The 16,378-nt window shown below is 67.2% G+C and carries 11 protein-coding genes; 5 read left to right on the top strand and 6 right to left on the bottom strand.

Translation table 11 applies throughout. The features are described from left to right. Positions 1–1,440, top strand: coding sequence for a DUF58 domain-containing protein (locus FBY31_RS20155; protein WP_142044535.1), 1,440 nt, complete (start codon positions 1–3; stop codon positions 1,438–1,440). Next, positions 1,437–3,932 carry a transglutaminase TgpA family protein gene (locus tag FBY31_RS20150; RefSeq protein WP_142044533.1) on the top strand — a complete coding sequence of 832 codons (2,496 nt, stop codon included), beginning with the start codon at positions 1,437–1,439 and terminating at the stop codon, positions 3,930–3,932. The genes FBY31_RS20155 and FBY31_RS20150 overlap by 4 nt, the downstream gene beginning before the upstream one ends. Before the next feature lie 64 nt (positions 3,933–3,996). Here the strand turns inward: FBY31_RS20150 and FBY31_RS20145 are convergent, their stop codons facing one another. Both FBY31_RS20145 and rsmI read right to left on the bottom strand, forming a co-directional pair. Next, a complete protein-coding gene (locus FBY31_RS20145; RefSeq protein WP_142044531.1) occupies positions 3,997–5,499 on the bottom strand; it encodes an NAD-dependent succinate-semialdehyde dehydrogenase in 1,503 nt (500 codons plus the stop codon). Positions 5,500–5,683: 184 nt separating this feature from the next. Then, positions 5,684–6,622 (bottom strand): 16S rRNA (cytidine(1402)-2'-O)-methyltransferase, encoded by a 939-nt coding sequence (gene rsmI / locus FBY31_RS20140; protein ID WP_142044529.1) that lies wholly within the window; start codon positions 6,620–6,622, stop codon positions 5,684–5,686. A gap of 45 nt (positions 6,623–6,667) precedes the next feature. Between rsmI and FBY31_RS20135 the strand changes: the two genes are divergently transcribed. Both FBY31_RS20135 and FBY31_RS20130 read left to right on the top strand, forming a co-directional pair. Continuing rightward, positions 6,668–8,395 carry a dolichyl-phosphate-mannose--protein mannosyltransferase gene (locus tag FBY31_RS20135; protein WP_142044527.1) on the top strand — a complete coding sequence of 576 codons (1,728 nt, stop codon included), beginning with the start codon at positions 6,668–6,670 and terminating at the stop codon, positions 8,393–8,395. Positions 8,396–8,465: 70 nt separating this feature from the next. After that, the gene (locus FBY31_RS20130; RefSeq protein ID WP_142044525.1) at positions 8,466–10,295 is read left to right on the top strand and encodes an AMP-dependent synthetase/ligase; all 1,830 of its coding nucleotides are present in this window, start codon (positions 8,466–8,468) and stop codon (positions 10,293–10,295) included. Here the strand turns inward: FBY31_RS20130 and FBY31_RS20125 are convergent. Both FBY31_RS20125 and FBY31_RS20120 read right to left on the bottom strand, forming a co-directional pair. Next, on the bottom strand, positions 10,286–11,584 hold the full coding sequence (locus tag FBY31_RS20125) for a TIGR01906 family membrane protein (RefSeq protein ID WP_142044524.1): 1,299 nt from the start codon (positions 11,582–11,584) through the stop codon (positions 10,286–10,288). The genes FBY31_RS20130 and FBY31_RS20125 overlap by 10 nt on opposite strands. Before the next feature lie 127 nt (positions 11,585–11,711). After that, positions 11,712–12,704: a stage II sporulation protein M gene (locus FBY31_RS20120; RefSeq protein ID WP_200833417.1), complete on the bottom strand. Its 993-nt coding sequence runs from the start codon at positions 12,702–12,704 to the stop codon at positions 11,712–11,714. A 67-nt stretch (positions 12,705–12,771) separates the two neighbouring features. Here FBY31_RS20120 and FBY31_RS20115 point away from each other — a divergent pair, with 67 nt between their 5' ends. Beyond that, positions 12,772–13,572 (top strand): RDD family protein, encoded by an 801-nt coding sequence (locus FBY31_RS20115; protein WP_142044522.1) that lies wholly within the window; start codon positions 12,772–12,774, stop codon positions 13,570–13,572. A 15-nt stretch (positions 13,573–13,587) separates the two neighbouring features. Here FBY31_RS20115 and FBY31_RS20110 read toward each other — a convergent pair whose 3' ends face one another. Together FBY31_RS20110 and ahcY are read right to left on the bottom strand one after the other, a co-directional pair. Next, positions 13,588–14,826, bottom strand: coding sequence for a L,D-transpeptidase (locus tag FBY31_RS20110; protein WP_142044520.1), 1,239 nt, complete (start codon positions 14,824–14,826; stop codon positions 13,588–13,590). 63 nt (positions 14,827–14,889) lie between these two features. Continuing rightward, complete coding sequence (gene ahcY, locus FBY31_RS20105) at positions 14,890–16,368, bottom strand: adenosylhomocysteinase (protein WP_142044518.1); 1,479 nt, start codon at positions 16,366–16,368, stop codon at positions 14,890–14,892. Between the last annotated feature and the right edge of the window lie 10 nt (positions 16,369–16,378).

Raw genomic sequence — 16,378 nt, 5'->3', positions numbered from 1 at the left:
ATGGCGCTGCTGGACCGACTGCCCCGAAACCTCTTCACCCGGCGCGGCTGGGGAATGCTGGCCGCAGCGGCAGCAGCACTTGGGGCCGCGCACGTAATGGGCCGCAGGGACCTGCTAAGCCTGGCCGTGCTCCTCTTCGCACTCCCGCTGGTTTCGCTCGCCGGGATCCGGTTGGTCAAACCCCGCTTCCAGGTTTACCGCGAATTCAATCCCTCCCCGGTGGAGACGTCCGCACCCAGCACTGTGAGGCTTGCCGTGGCACGGACCGGAGCAGCAAGCGGCCGCGCCACCATGGAGGAACGGTTGCCGCCGAGGTTCGGCGAGTCGCCCGCCTTCCGGTTCCCTTCCCGGTCCGCCACCGGCGGCACCAGCAGGTACGAGTACCACCTTCGCTCCGCCCAGCGCGGCCAGTTCCTGATCGGACCGGTGACGGCGGAGTTCACCGACCCGTTCGGCCTTTCCCTGCACAGGCAGGCAATTGACGACGGCGACACACTCACCGTGACGCCCGCCGCCGTCGTCCTTCCATTGACGGGGCTGGCCGGCGCCCGGGGCAACGACGGCGTCACGGCCACAAGGATCCGGGCCAATCCCAGCGACGACGACGTGATGACCCGCGAATACCGGCATGGCGACCCGATGCGCCGGGTCCACTGGGCGGCCACGGCACGCCATGGTGAGCTGATGGTGCGGCAGGAGGAATCGGTCACCACGCCCGAGGCCACCATCATCCTGGACCACCGGTTCGGGACGTTTTCCGGCAGCTCCGGCGCCGCTCCGGCAGGAAATGCGGCCCAGGACGGCCACACGATGATCAGCAGCGAAACCTTCGAGTGGGCCGTCGTTGCGGCCATGTCCATCAGCGCCCATCTTGCCGAGCGCAATTACGGCCTGCGCCTCCTGGATGTGCGCGGGGAACCGGCATTCCTGCATTCGCCGTCGGCTCCGGAGCCCGAACTGGAGGAGTACAGCGGGGCTTCCGGGCTCCAGTCCATCGCCGAGAGCCTTGCTGCCATCCAGTTGACGGGGCACCACCACTTGCGCGGCGACGCCGCAAGCAGGGAGTTCTTCGGTCTTAAGGAATCCCACGGCCACCAGGAGGCGGGGCCCCCGCCTTTTGATGACCACCTCATGGACAAGCTCTCTGCCCACCGGATGCGGGGACCGGTCATTGCCGTCCTGGGCAGGATCTCACCATTGGAGGCCTTGTCCCTTGCCCCCGCAGCAGGCTACGGCACCAACGCCTTCGCCATCGTGGTGGCGGAGCGGCCGGCGGAGTTCGAAGACGCCCTGGAGAAGCTCCGCCAAGGAGGCTGGCGGGCGGGGGCAGTGGCTCCGGGCGTCTCTGTGGCGGCCGCATGGAACCTGTTCGACCAGGACCTTGCCGTGCCGGAGCCACCGGCTACGGAGATCCGGCGCGGAGCGGGGGTGGCGCGATGACCATTGCACCGGCCAGGAACCCCGGAACCGGCCGGCAACAGCCGCCAGCAGGAACCCCGGCCGCACGCACCCGGGTCGGCCCTTACCCGTGGGTGATGGCAGGCTCCATCGCCTTTTCGATAGCCGGGGCCGCCTTGTCGCTGAACGGAGTGTTGCGGGGCTGGGCCTGGTACTGGCCGGTTTTCACTACAGTGCTGGTGGTCAGCCTCACCCTCGCTGCCTTGCGATCGGTCAGGGCGCAGCCGCTGCTGGTGACTGCCGGCGGATTCCTTTCCCTGGGCGCCATCCTGACGCTGACGTTCTTCCGCAGCACCAGTTTCGCGGGCATCGTTCCCACCGGGGCCAGCCTGGCGGAGCTCGACCGGCTGATCCGCCGCGCCAGCGAAACGGTGCTCTCCGAAACCGCCCCCGTGGCGCCCAACGTAGGCATCGTGATGGTGATCTGCGCAGTCCTGGGCCTTGCCGTGATCCTGGTGGACGCGCTGGCCGTACCGCTCGGCATGCCTGCCGCCACCGGAGTGGGGCTGCTGGCCATCCTGGTGGTGCCGGCGATGATCAAGCCGCAGAGCGTGGGCTTTTGGGGATTCGCTGCCGCTGTTACCGGGTACCTGATGATCCTGGCGTGCAGCCAGTGGTATGTCCCGGACGCGCGGACACCGGCGGATTCGGCGCGCAGCCCCGGCCAAGGGCGGAGGGCAGTCCTGACCGGAGCTGTGGCGGTGGCCGCGGCCGTGGTGCTGCCGCTGGCCGTCCCCGGATTCGACCAGGGCACCTTTCCGCAAGGCTCGCGCATCAATCCATGGGGCACTTCCACCGGCTTGAATCCCATGATCACGCTGGGCAACAGCCTGCGCACCCCTGCCGGGAGCGGCCGCATCAGCTATGCCACCAACTCCCCTGCGCCGCTGTACCTGCGCTCTGTCACCGTGGACAATTTCGACGGCGACTCCTGGGGCCCCGATGACCGCAACGCCTCCCGGCGCCCGCTGGGCAACCGGATCGACCCGGGCTATGCGGTGGCCGAAGAGCAGCAACTGGTCACCGCAATAGATACCGGAACCTTCACCAGCCCTTACCTGCCGGTTCCGTACGCCCCCGAATCCGTGCGGGGATTGGAGGGCCGGTGGACCTGGGACCCTGCCACGTTGAGCATCAAGGGGACCGACACCACCTCACGCCGCCAGGAGTACCTTGTCACCACCACCGTTCCGAAGCTGACGGCGGGACTGCTGGCCAGGTCTTCCGCGCCCGTGCAGGGCATCGCGGACGACTTCACCCGGGTTCCGGGCAACGTTCCGGACATCGTCCGGAACGTTGCCGACACCGTGGCCGGTTCAGGCTCCACGCCCTATGACAAGGCGATGGCTATCCAGAAGTACTTGCGGTCCGCGCAATTCACGTACTCGCTGCAGTCCCCCGTGCAGGGCGGTTACGACGGAAACGGGCTCTCGGTCCTTGCCGACTTCCTGGAGCAGAAGAGCGGGTACTGCATCCACTACGCCTCCGCCATGGCGGTGATGGCCAGGCTCGAAGGGATCCCCAGCCGGATCGCGGTGGGATACGCCCCAGGCAGGCTGACTGGTGCCACAGTATCCGTGGCCGGCCAAGGCGCACTGCCCGAATTTGAAGTGGATGCCCGGGATGCCCACGCTTGGCCGGAGCTCTACTTCGAGGGCCTGGGGTGGGTCCCGTTCGAGCCGACGCCATCCCGTGGCGTGGTGCCCGACTACGCTACCGAAAGCTCCGGTACTTCGGCCCCGGGCTCACCGGAAAACAACGACGACCTCGTCCCGGACGCCACACCGGCTCCCGCTCCGGCACCCAGCACCGCCCCGCTTCCCGTGCCGGGTGCGGGCGGAAGCACGGACACCGGAAACCAGCTCCTGCCATGGCTGCTCGGTACCGGAGCGCTCCTGGGGGCCGCGCTGCTCGCCGCGTCCCCCCGGCTGGCCAGGGCAGGCATCCGGGCACGGCGGCTCAGGGCTGATCCGGCCGCTGCCGTGCCGCTGGCATGGAGCGAAATGGTGGACCTGGGGACCGACTATGGCCTGCCGCCGCAGCCGAGCGAGACCCCGCGGGCCTACTCGGCCCGGCTCCGCAGCTCAGCTTTGCTGGGGGAACCGGGCGGAATGGACGAGGCCGCCCACCAGGCCGTGGCTGCATTGACTGCAGACTTCGAACGCGAAAAATACGGCCCGCCAATAGTGGAGGGGGTGCCTGAACCGGGCCAGGCCGGAACCGCGCTGAACGCGTCCCGGCCCAATGGGTTGGCCGGCACCCGCCTCGACGCTCTTGAGACAACGTTCCGGGGCAACGCCCCCACCCTGCGGCGGCTGCACGCCGTCTGGCTGCCGCCGTCCGTTATTGGACGGCTGGGGCGCCTGCTCGCAACACCCTTCAGGATTGTGTTCGGGGCTGCCGGAGCAGCGGCGGGCAAAGCCGCGAAAGCCGCCGCGCGCACCTGGTCAGCGCGCTGGTCCGGACATTCCTGATACAGGCGTTCCGGATCCAGGCGTTCCCGCTCCAGGGCAGGCGGCGGCTTTCGGCCAGGGGACACTACTGGCCGGCGTAGGGATCGGCGATGCCGATGTACTGGGTGTAGAGGTATTCTTCAATGCCTTCCAGGCCGCCTTCGCGGCCCAGGCCGGACTGCTTGACGCCGCCGAAGGGTGCGGCGGCGTTGGAGATAACGCCGGCGTTCAGGCCCAGCATGCCGGTCTCCAGCCGTTCACCCATCCGGATGCCGCGGTTCAGGTCCTTGGTGAAGACGTAGGCGACGAGGCCGTATTCGGTGTTGTTGGCCAGGCGCACAGCGTCGTCTTCACTGCTGAAGGTGGTGATCGGGGCTACGGGGCCGAAGATCTCCTCGGAGAGGATGCGGGTGCCTTCGGTGACGCCGGAGAGGATGGTGGGCTGGTAGAAGTAGCCGGGGCCCTCCACCGGCCCGCCGCCCAGGACGGCCTTGGCGCCGGAGGCGACGGCGTCGGACACCAGTTCGTGGACCTTGTCCCGGCTCTTGGCATCGATCAGCGGGCCCACCTTGGACTCCGGCTCGGTGCCCCGGGCGGTGGTCATTTCCCTCATCTTCGCGGCGAACTTTTCCGCGAACTCAGCGGCGACGGATTCATGGACAATGAACCGGTTGGCCGCGGTGCAGGCCTCGCCCATGTTGCGCAGCTTGGCGAGCATGGCGCCGGTGACTGCGGCGTCGAGATCGGCGTCCTCGAAGACGAGGAACGGGGCGTTGCCGCCGAGCTCCATGGAGGTGCGCAGCACCGTTTCGGAGGCGTCGGCGAGCAGGCGCCGGCCCACCTCAGTGGAGCCGGTGAAGGAGAGCTTGCGCAGCCGGGAGTCCTTGATCAGCGGCCCGGTCGTGGCACCTGCCGTTGACGTGGGGATGACATTCAGGACACCTGCAGGCAGGCCGGCTTCCATCATGACGGCGGCGAACAGCTGGGATGTCAGCGGTGTGAGGTTCGCGGACTTCAGCACCATGGTGCAGCCGGCGGCGACGGCCGGGGCGATCTTGCGGGTGGCCATGGCCAGCGGGAAGTTCCACGGGGTGATCAGCAGGCAGGGGCCCACCGGCTTTTTGGTCACCAGCAGCCGGGACTTGCCGTCCGGGGAAACGGAGTAGCGGCCGAAGGCGCGGACAGCTTCTTCGGAGAACCAGCGCAGGAACTCGGCGCCGTAGGTGACCTCGCCCCGGGCTTCCGCCAACGGCTTGCCCATTTCCATGGTCATCAGCAGCGCGAAGTCCTCGGCCCGCTCGGTGACCAGGTCAAAGGCGCGGCGCAGGATCTCGCCGCGCTCCCGCGGCGGGACTTTCACCCAGGACTCCTGCGCCGCCGCGGCCGCGTCCAAGGCGGCGGCACCATCCTCCGGGCCGGCGTCGGCAATGCTCAACAGCACCTTCCCCGTAGCCGGGTCCTCGACGTCGAACGTCTTGCCTGAGGCGGCGCTCCGCCACTCACCGTTGATAAGCAGGCCGGTGGGAACAGAGGCCAAAAGGGCGCTTTCGCGTTCTGCGGAAACGGCCGGCTGTGCAGTGACAGTCACGATGACTCCCTCGTCAGTAGGGTTATTGCAGCCCGCCGGCAGGCGGCCGGGACGGCCGCAGTGGTACGGGCTGGTTGTTGCCAGACTACTGCCGGGCCGGCACCCGGTCTACGCCTTTACGCACTACCGAAACAGGAAAGGGCTGTGCACCTGCACAGCCCTTTCCTGTAGAGCGCCAGCGTGCTCAGCGGGCAGCCAAAACCGCTGAATAGAGCTCCCGTTTGCTCACGCGGACGTCTTCCGCGACGGCGGCCACAGCTTCCTTGAGGCGGATGCCTTGCGCCATGAGTTCGTTGACGGCGGCCACGTGGTCCTCCGGCGACCCGGCGGCCTGCTCGGGTGCGCCCGCCAGGACAACGGCGATCTCACCACGCACCTCGGTGCCCTCAGCCCACTGCAGGAGTTCGCCCAGGGATCCGCGAACCACTTCTTCGTAGGTCTTGGTCAGTTCGCGGCACACGGCAATACGGCGGTCGGGGCCGAACCGTTCCCGCAGGGCCCGCAGCATCGCTTCGAGCCGGTGCGGTGCCTCGAAGAACACCATGGTCCGCCGCTCTCCGGCAAGGTCCGCGAGGCGCGAGGCCCTTTCACCGGCCTTCCGCGGCAGGAATCCTTCGAAGCAGAAGCGGTCGGTGGGCAGGCCGGACAGCGCCAGGGCCGTCAGGACTGCCGATGGCCCAGGGACGGCAGTGACGGTCAGGCCGGCGGCCACAGCGCCTTCCACCAGCCGAAAGCCGGGATCGGAGACTGCGGGCATTCCCGCGTCGGTGACCATCACAAGGGTCTTACCCGCCCTGACCTGATCGAGGAGCTCAGCTGTCCTGGCTGCCTCGTTGTGCTCGTGATAGCTGATGACCCGGCCGGCCACCGTGACCCCCAGGCTCTGCACCAGGCGGTGCAGCCGGCGTGTGTCCTCAGCGGCAACAATGTCCGCCGTCCCCAGCAGTTCCACCAGGCGGGCCGAGGCATCGCCGGTGTTGCCGATCGGCGTGGCGGCCAGCACGATCCGTCCGGGCCCCTGCCCTGGTGCCGCCACCGCTCCGGCATCCACCGCAGGTTCTCCACCGGCCTCGTTGGGGGTTGCAGTGCCGGAATCAGGGAGGAGGCTGGGGTTAGGGTCCACGCCACCAGCCTACTGCTGCGGGCGCCGCCAGCCGCAAAAGGTAGCATGGGGCTCGTGACGCAGACCTCGACGCGGCCAGCCGGGGCCGGACACGCCACACCTGCGGCGTCCAGCAGAAGCTCGCCGGGATCCGGAGGCCAGCCCGGGACCGTACCGGCCAGGCCGTGGATCAGCCGGCCGGCCGAAGCTTTTACTGCTGAATCCCTGCGGGCCCGGCTTCTGGGCCATCGGCAGCAATGGCGGGATTACCCGCCGTCGCTGCGGCTGTGGTTCCTGCTGGTTCCCGTCCTGACGGCCGTGGCGGGCGGAGCCCTCCGGTTCGTCCGGCTGGAGACCCCGCACAAGCTGGTTTTCGATGAGACCTACTACGTCAAGGATGCCTACTCGTTCCTGCTGAGCGGTTACGAACGGGCCTGGCCGGACAAAGCCAACGATTCCTTCAACGCCGGCAACCCCGGCGTGCTCCTGGGCACCCCCGAATATGTGGTCCATCCCCCGGTGGGAAAGTGGATGATAGCCGCCGGCATGGGGATCTTCGGCGCGGACAATTCCTTCGGCTGGCGCTTCTCGGCGGCCCTGGCGGGCACCCTGTCCATCCTGCTCCTGTCGCTCATCGCGCTGAAGCTCTTCGGGTCCCTGCCACTGGCGGGAGCCGCCGGCCTCCTGCTGGCCGTGGACGGCCACCACCTGGTGATGTCCCGGACGTCGCTGCTGGACATCTTCCTGATGTTCTGGGTCCTCGCGGCGTTCGGCGCCCTGCTGCTGGACCGGGATGACGGACGACGGCGGCTGGCCGCTCGGCTTGCCAAGGCAGCGGACGCGAGCGGGGGACTTCCTGCTCAAGCGCAGCTCCTGTCCGGGCCTTGGCTGGGGATCCGCTGGTGGCGGATCGCGGCGGGCGTCTGCCTGGGGCTCGCCGTGGGAACCAAGTGGTCCGGGCTGTTCTTCCTGGCCGGATTTGGCGTCCTTACCGTGTTGTGGGACCTCAGCGCACGCCGGGTTGCGGGCATCGGCGGCTGGATCAGCGGCGGCGTCATCAAGGACGGTGTTCCGGCGTTCCTCGGCCTGGTTCCGGTTGCCGCGGTGGTCTACGCCGCAAGCTGGACGGGCTGGTTCCGTTCGGAGGACGCCTACTTCCGCCGCTGGGCGCAAAGCAATCCTTCCGCGGAATGGGGATGGCTGCCGGATTCGGTCCGGTCCCTCGCGCACTACCACCTGGAGGCGTACAACTTCCATCAGGGCCTGGGTTCGGAACACCCCTACGAGGCCAGTGCCTGGAGCTGGCTGGTGATGGGCCGGCCGACGTCGTTCTTCTATGAATCCCCCGAGCGCGGCACCCCGGGCTGCGACTTTGACCGGTGTACGTCCGCCATCCTGTCCGTAGGGAATCCGTTGATCTGGTGGGCCGGCGCCATTTCGCTGGTGGTGCTCCTGTTCTGGTGGGCTGGACGCCGGGACTGGCGGGCCGGGGCCGTGCTGGCCGGCATGGCCGCGGGATACCTGCCCTGGTTCATGTACCCCGAACGGACCATGTTCTACTTCTACGCGGTGTCCTTCGAGCCGTTCCTGCTGTTGGCGCTGGTCTACTGCCTGGGGCTGGTCCTGGGGAAAACGACGGATCCGCCGTGGCGCCGCCGGTCCGGGCTGTACCTGCTGGTCGTGTTTGTCGCGGCGGCAATGCTGTTGTCGGCCTTCTTCTATCCGGTCTGGGCCGGCGAGATCGTCCCGTACCAGGAGTGGAGGCTTCGCATGTGGATGCCGTCTTGGATCTAGGGCAGGATGTCAGAAGACCCCCAAGAAGGAACCGCTGCCCGCGTCCGTGGCAGCGGAACGGAGACCTGCTGTGAGAGAAGCGAGCACGGAACTGCTGGTTGAGGTTGACGCTGCCAGCAACGTCACCGACCTGTTGCTGGAACAGCAGGCGGCCAATCCTGCCCATGCCCTGTACCGGCGCAAGGGGCCCAACGGCTGGGTGGACGTGCCGGCGCAGAAATTCCTGCAGGATGTCAGCGCCCTCGCCAAGGGCCTCATTGCCGGCGGACTCGAGCCTGGTGACACCGTGGCCGTTATGTCGGCCACATCCTATGAGTGGACGCTGGTGGATTTCGCCATCTGGTTTGCCGGCGGCGTGACCGTTCCCATCTACGAAACGTCCTCCGCCAGCCAGGTGGAGTGGATCCTCCACGACGCCGGCGTCCGGCGCGTGTTCGCCCAGGACCGAGACAAGGCGGGGCTTGTAACGGCTGTCCTGGCCGGCTCGCCCCTGCTGCGGGACCGCCTGGTCAACGTGGTCCGGATGGATTTCGAGGGCGACGCCCCCAATCTCGCAAGCCTTGCCGCCGCGGGGATGGGCGTTACGGATGCGGAGCTGGAACGGCACCGGGGCAAGGCGGTGCTGGACGACGTCGCCTCCCTGGTCTACACCTCCGGGACCACGGGCAAGCCCAAGGGGTGCGAAATCACGCACGGCAACTTCGCCCTGGTGGCCAAGAACATCGTTGCCTTCCTTCCCGAGCTGCTGCTCCAGGAGCGGGCCCGGACGTTGATGTTCCTGCCGCTCGCCCATGTGCTGGCCCGCGCGGTGCAGGTGGTCTGCCTGGCAGCGGGAGCGACGCTGGGACACTCGCCCGGCGCCGCGGGGCTCCTGGAGGACCTGGGCTCATTCCGGCCCACCTTCCTGCTGGTGGTTCCGCGGATCTTCGAAAAGGTACGTGCCAGCGCGGCGCACAAGGCTGCAGCAGGGGGCAAAGCCCGGCTGTTCAGCGCAGCGTCTGCCACTGCCATTGAGTACTCGAAGGCGGAGGACAGGCGAAGCCGCGGTGAGGGCAGCGGCCCCGGCTTGTTGTGCCGGGTCCGCCACGGAATCTTCGACAGGTTGCTCTACCCACGGCTTCGCCAGGCCATGGGCGGCCAGGTGGGGTATACCGTTTCCGGCGCCAGCCCACTGAGCCCGGAGGACGCCCATTTCTTCCGTGGCGCCGGGATCCCGGTGCTGGAAGGGTACGGCCTGACAGAAACGACGGCCCCGTGCACGGCGAATACCCCGACGCGTACCAGGGTGGGATCAGTGGGGATTCCGATTCCCGGCACTACCATCCGGGTGGCCGAAGACGGGGAGATCCTGGTGAAGGGGATCGGCGTCTTCCGGGGTTATCACGCCAACCAGGCCGCGAACGCCGAGGCTTTTGTTGACGGTTTCTTCCGCACCGGCGATCTCGGGGAACTGGACCGGCAGGGCTTCCTCACCATTACGGGACGGAAGAAGGACCTGCTGGTCACGGCCGGCGGCAAAAACGTGGCGCCAGGACCGCTCGAGGAGAAAATCCGCGCACACCGGCTCGTGGGCCACGCCGTGGTCGTGGGTGACGGCAAGCCGTTTATCTCAGCCCTGGTGACCCTCGATCCCGAGGGCCTGGAGAACTGGCGTTCGGAGCGGGGCCTGCCTTCCCTGTCCATCCGCGAGGCGGCCGGGGATCGGCAGGTGGTGGCCGCTGTCCAGGACGCGGTGGACCAGGCGAACCTGCTGGTGTCCAAGGCGGAGTCCATCCGCAGGTTCGCCGTGCTGGACACTGAATTTACGGTCGAATCGGGTCACCTCACGCCGTCGCTCAAGGTGAAGCGCCACGCCGTGCTGCGGGATTTCGAAGCCGAGCTCGGCAAGCTTTACGCCTGATCGGCGGAGTGATCCCCTGCCGCGCCGGCACTGTCCTTCACAAGGCCACGCCGCCGGCGTGTAGGCCAAGTGAGGACCAGCGTCACGAGCGCAGTCACCAGTACCAGGCCGGCAATCACCATTCCGGCGTCAATCCAGAACTGGCCCGGGAACAACCGGATCAGTGTGTCATCCATGCTGAACGTCCAGGAGCCCTCGGCGAAGAAGATCCGGTGGAACTCGGTGAAGAACTGCTGCCATCCCAGCACTGCCAGGGTCCCCAGGCCCAGGATCAGCACCAGCGTGATGATAGCGCCGGCGAACAGGCCCCTCCTGACGCCCCCGGAGCTGCGCCTGCGCAGGTAAAGGATAGCGATGAGGCTCACCAGGACCAGCAGCACGCCCGCGCCGAAGGCGGACAGGATCACCAGCTTGACGTCCGCCATGTGGCTGACTTCGCCGTCCTTGAACAGCTTGTCGCCGCTGCGGTACACCAGGTCACCCAGGTAGCGCGGCCCCGCCCAGTTGTTGAGGTAATCCACCGCGTAGGAGCCATAAGTCATCCTGTCGTCGGTGCTGAACCCGTAGCCGTCACCGGGAAATCCGGGGCGGTTGTACTCCACCCAGAGGAACAGCGGACTCGTCACCGCCCGGACGGCGAGGATCAGCAATACCAGCGGGAAGAAGATGGCGAGCAGGACCTGCATCACCCGTGGAGCCACGGGCTTGGCGTTTGCCGCGCTCTCCCGCTGGGCGTTGCGGCGCTCCACCTCCTCCTCGGGCGGGCGGACCTGCAGGGCCGAGGTGGGCAGCTGCTCCCGGAAAACGGCTGAACTTCCGTCGCTGGCAGCCGGCTCCGGCTCTTCGACGGCGGCCTCGGCGGCTTTGCGGTCCGCCCGGCTTTCGGGCTGGTCAACCTTGCGTGCACGTGGGGCAGCCGCGCCGGCCGCGGCTGCCGCGGCTGCCGCGGCTGCTGTTGCGGCTGCGGCCGAAGACCCGGCAGTACCTGCGTGGACCGGCATCGCGGCGTCTTCATCCGTGATTGGTCTGCGGGGGCCGCCAGGAAGACCGGGGCGGCCGGATTCGGTGCCGCCGGATTCGGTGCCGGCGGCTTCGGCGCTCCCGGCTTCACGGGTGCCGTCCGCCGCTGAGCTTCCGGCTTCACGGGTGCCGTCCGCGGCTGAGCTTCCGGCGCCTGCGCCGCCGGTCATCCAGGAGAACGCGGGCTCTTCAGAGTCCCCGGAGGTGTCCAGGATCGGGTCCGGCTGCGGCTCGGTACGCCGGGCGCGGGCAGGAGTTTCGTCTTTCACAGCAGCGTCCACTTCCGTTGGGTCTTCGCGCCAGGTTCCGGGTCCACCGGCGCGCTTTCTCTGTTCACGAGCCTACCGTCCGGGATTCCGGCTGGGCGAGGAACCACCCCGGACGGATTACAACGATTCAGGCAGCGATTTCGGAATAGCCGGCATCCTCGCGGCGCAGGTCACCGCGCTCCCCCGCCAGGTAGGCAGGCCGGCCGCATGCCACAACATAGAACCAGTACGCCGCCAGTACCGAGGCTCCGATACCGATCTTTGCCCACACCGGCAGCGCACTGGGGGTCACGAACCCTTCCACCAGTCCAGAGACGAAAAGCACCAGGACCAGTCCCAAGGCCACGGTGATCAGTGACCTGCCTTCCTCGGCCACGGCCCTGCCCCGGGTACGCGGGCCGGGCGAAACCATGGCCCAGAAGATCCGCAGGCCGGCGGCGCAGGCAATGAACACTGCCGTGAGTTCCATCAGGCCGTGCGGCAGGATGTAACTGAAGAAGACATCCGATTTGCCGGCCGCGGCGAAGATGCCGGCGGCAATGCCTACCCCCTGCGCGTTGGCGAACAGGATCATGGGCACCCACACGCCGGTGATCCCCAGGGCCACGGCTTGCGCGCTGATCCAGGCGTTGTTGGTCCAGACGGCGCCGGCAAAGGAGGCGGCAGGATTTTCGGAGTAATAGTTGATGAAGTCGTCCTCGACGTACTGCCGGGCCGCCGCTTCGGAGGCCACTGCCCGCAATGCCTCCGGCTCCCCGGCAATCCACACCGCATAGGCGCTGCCGATGAGGATAAACGCGGTACCGCACGCCAGGGTGAGCCAGGTGAGCCGGTACAACGCGGCAGGCAGGGCCACCACAAAGAACCGCGCCAAGTCCACCATCACGTTCGAGCGCGCTCCGGTGAATCGGGTCCGGGCTTGCGCCAGCGTGGCCGAAAGGGACGCTGAGAGGCCGCTTTCCGGAGCCAGGGACCGGATAAGGGACAGATGTGCGGACGTGGACTGGTACAGGGCCAGCAGCTCGTCTGCTTCTGACCCGGTCAGCCTGGCCTTGTAGGCGAGTTCGTGCAGCCGGGACCACTTGTCCGCATTAACGGCGGAGAACGCGTCCATATCCACGGCATCAGCCTAGCGCCCGGCACTAGACTTGCGTCTGCAACATCAGCCGTTAGAAACAGGAACCAGTGTGAGTTCGATCGTCACGGGCGAAGCCGTTGTACTGGAATTGCGTCCGGCCTCCTTCGCGGCGCGCGCCCTGGGCCTGCTCCTGGACATGGCGTTGAGCATCGTGCTGCTGGTGGTGATCCTGCTGGGGGTATCAGCCGCCGGTGAGGACCTGGACGCGGCCGCGATGCAGGCGTTGGTCCTTGCCAGCGTGGTCTTTTGCCTGGTGATCGTTCCGGTGGCGGTCGAGACCCTGAGCCGCGGGCTCTCGCTGGGCAAGCTTGCGGCAGGCCTGCGGGTGGTCCGGGAGGACGGCGGCGCCATCCGCTTCCGCCACGCCCTCATCCGCGGCCTGACCGGATTCCTGGAAATCTACCTGACCTTGGGCGGGCTTGCCATCGCCGTGGCCCTCTTCAATGCGAGGTCACGCCGGCTGGGCGACCTGATGGCCGGGACTTACGCCATCCGCACCCGGGTACCGGTGGAACACTCCGCGCCGGTGTTCGTTCCGCCCCGCCTCCAGGCCTGGGCGGCTGCGGCTGACATCGGAAGGATTCCCGATGCCACAGCGCGGCGGGCGTCCCAGTTCATCCGGCAGGCCGGCCGCATGGCACCCCTGTCCAGGGCCGGACTCGCTGAGTCAATCGCCACTGAGCTGGCGGCCCACGTGGCTCCTCCCCCGCCTCCCGGAACCAGCCCCGATGACTACCTTGCCGCCGTCGTTGCTGAGCGGCGGAGCAGGGAGCTGGCCAGGCTGGGCGAGGCACGACGGCGGAATGCCGAGACCGCTGAGCGGCTGCACCGGCTGCCTTTCAGCAGTTAGGCGCCGGCAGTTGCGCTAGTTGTCGTATTCGCCCCAGGGGATGTTCCAGTCACCGAAGCCGTCAGTGTGGGCCGCATAGTCACCCTCGGTGTTGACGATCTGGACCACGTCGCCCGTGCCCATGTTGTCGAAGACCCAGGCGGCGCCGTCGGGAGCGAAACCGATGCAGCCATGCGAGACGTTCGTGTTGCCGATGAACGGGAACGCGGACGGCAATGCCTGGTGGATGTAGGCGCCGCTGAGGGTGAGCCGGATGGTGTACTCCACGTCCACGTCGCCGTAGTAGGCGGGGTCGTCCGGCTTCAGCCCAATGCTGGAGGCGCGGAAGTGGTCATAGCGTTTCTTTTCCATCAGAACGCCGTAGCCCCGGGCTGACGGGAAGCGCTGGTCCCCCATGCTGACGGGCAGTGTCTTGACCACCTGGTCATTGACGCTCAGCGTGAAGGTGTGCGCTGCAGCATCCGCCACCGCCACCTTCTTGTCACCAATGGAGACGTTCACCTTTTTGTTGAAGTTGGCAATCTGGCCGTTCCCCAAGTCCACGCCGAACAGCTTCATGTCCATGGTGATGGTCGAATTCGCCGCCCAGAAGTTTTCGGCCCGGTACCGCACCATGGTGTCGCTGTACCAGTGGAAAGCGCCTGTCTGGCCGGCGCTGCTGGAAACGGTGATGGCCTTCTCCACGGCCTCCCGGTTGGTGACAGGCTCACTGAAGATGACCTGCAGGGGCTGCCCCACGCCCACCTTCATGCCGTCCAGGGGGTAGATGGCGGCGTCCGCTTCATGGGTACTGGAGACTGTGCTGAACGTCTGCGTGGTACTTGTCTCGCGTCCGGCGGTGTCCTTGACCACGTAGGTGTAGCTGTAGTCCGTGTTGAACTTCAACGCTCCGGCCGCGGTCCAGCCGGTACCCTCGGCGTCGATGCTGCCTTCCACGGTTTCGCCTGCAGTGCTGGTGAGGGTGACCCGTTCGATGGTGCCATTGGCCACGTTCAGCGACACGGGCGCAGCAGGGTTGACCTGCTTGGCACCGTCGGCGGGTGCGGCGTCCAGCTTCACGGGAGCGATCACCGGCAAAGCGACGCCGGGGGATGTCCTGACGGCGGAGCCTGCCTCGGATTCGATGGCACCGCGGGCAACTCCGGGGGCCACAGCGCCGAACACGCCGCCCGCGGCGGCGAGGAGGCACACGGCCGCCACCAAAAGAATCTTCTTGGCCCCGCCGGTCCGGCGGGGCTTAACGTCAAGCTCCATATTTTGATCCTAGGTGCAAAAAGTAACAGCCCGGGTGCGGTGGGCACCCGGGCGCTTTACTTCTTAGTAACGGTAATGCGTGGGCTTGTAGGGGCCGGCCACGTCGAGGTCGAGGTACTCCGCCTGGTCCTTGGTCAGCTCGGTGAGCTCCACGCCCAGGGCGTCCAGGTGCAGGCGTGCCACCTTTTCGTCCAGGACCTTGGGCAGGACGTAGACCTGGTTTTCGTACTCGCGCTGGCCCGCCGGCTGGTCCTTCTTGGTCCACAGCTCGATCTGGGCAATAGTCTGGTTGGCGAAGGAGTTGCTCATCACAAAGGACGGGTGGCCCGTGGCGTTGCCCAGGTTCAGCAGGCGGCCTTCGGACAGGACAATGATGGAACGCTCTGCGGCCGTTCCGGCGTCGAAAACCCACTCGTGGACCTGGGGCTTGATCTCCACTTTACGGATGCCGGGGATCTTCGCGAGCCCGGCGATGTCGATCTCGTTGTCGAAGTGGCCGATGTTGCCCACGATGGCTTTATTCTTCATCCCCGCCATGTGCTCAGCCATGATGACGTCTTTGTTGCCCGTGGTGGTGATGAAAATGTCACCCTGGGCCAGGACGGATTCGAGCTTGGCCACCTGGTAGCCGTCCATGGCTGCCTGCAGCGCGCAGATGGGGTCGATTTCGGTGACAATGACGCGGGCGCCCTGGCCACGCAGCGCCTCAGCGGCGCCCTTGCCCACGTCGCCGTAACCGCAGACGACGCCGACCTTGCCGCCGATGAGCACGTCGGTGGCGCGGTTGATGCCGTCGGGCAGTGAGTGCCGGATCCCGTACTTGTTGTCGAATTTGCTCTTGGTGACCGAGTCGTTGACGTTGATCGCGGGGAACAGCAGCCTGCCCTGTTCGGCCAGCTGGTAGAGGCGGTGTACGCCGGTGGTGGTTTCCTCGCTGACGCCCTTGATGGTGCCCGCCGTCCGGGTCCACTTCTTCGGGTCCGCCTCGAGGGAGCGGCGGAGTACCTCCAGGAAGATTCCGTATTCTTCGGAGTCGGTGGGGTCGGCGGAGGGAACGTTGCCCACTGCTTCGAACTCCACACCCTTGTGCACCAGCATGGTGGCGTCGCCGCCATCGTCCAGGATCATGTTGGGGCCGAGCTCCGGATCGGACCCGGCGCCCGGCCAGGTGAGGATCTGCTCGGCAGTCCACCAGTATTCCTCGAGGGTTTCACCCTTCCACGCGAATACCGGCACGCCCTGCGGATCCGCCACGGTGCCCTTGCCCACCACAACGGCAGCCGCAGCCTCGTCCTGCGTGGAGAAGATGTTGCAGGAAGCCCAGCGGACCTCTGCGCCGAGGGCCGTCAGCGTTTCGATCAGCACGGCGGTCTGCACGGTCATGTGCAGTGATCCGGCGATCCGGGCGCCCTTGAGCGGCTGGCTGGGGCCAAACTCCTCGCGCAGGGACATCAGGCCCGGCATCTCGTGCTCGGCAAGGCGGATCTGGTGCCGGCCGGCTTCAGCCAGCGAGATGTCGGCAACCTTGTAATCAAAAGCCATGGGTAAATCC

Origin of the sequence: Arthrobacter sp. SLBN-100, from assembly GCF_006715305.1 — a bacterium.
Lineage (GTDB): Bacteria > Actinomycetota > Actinomycetes > Actinomycetales > Micrococcaceae > Arthrobacter.
This window is presented reverse-complemented; position numbering and strand designations above follow the sequence as displayed.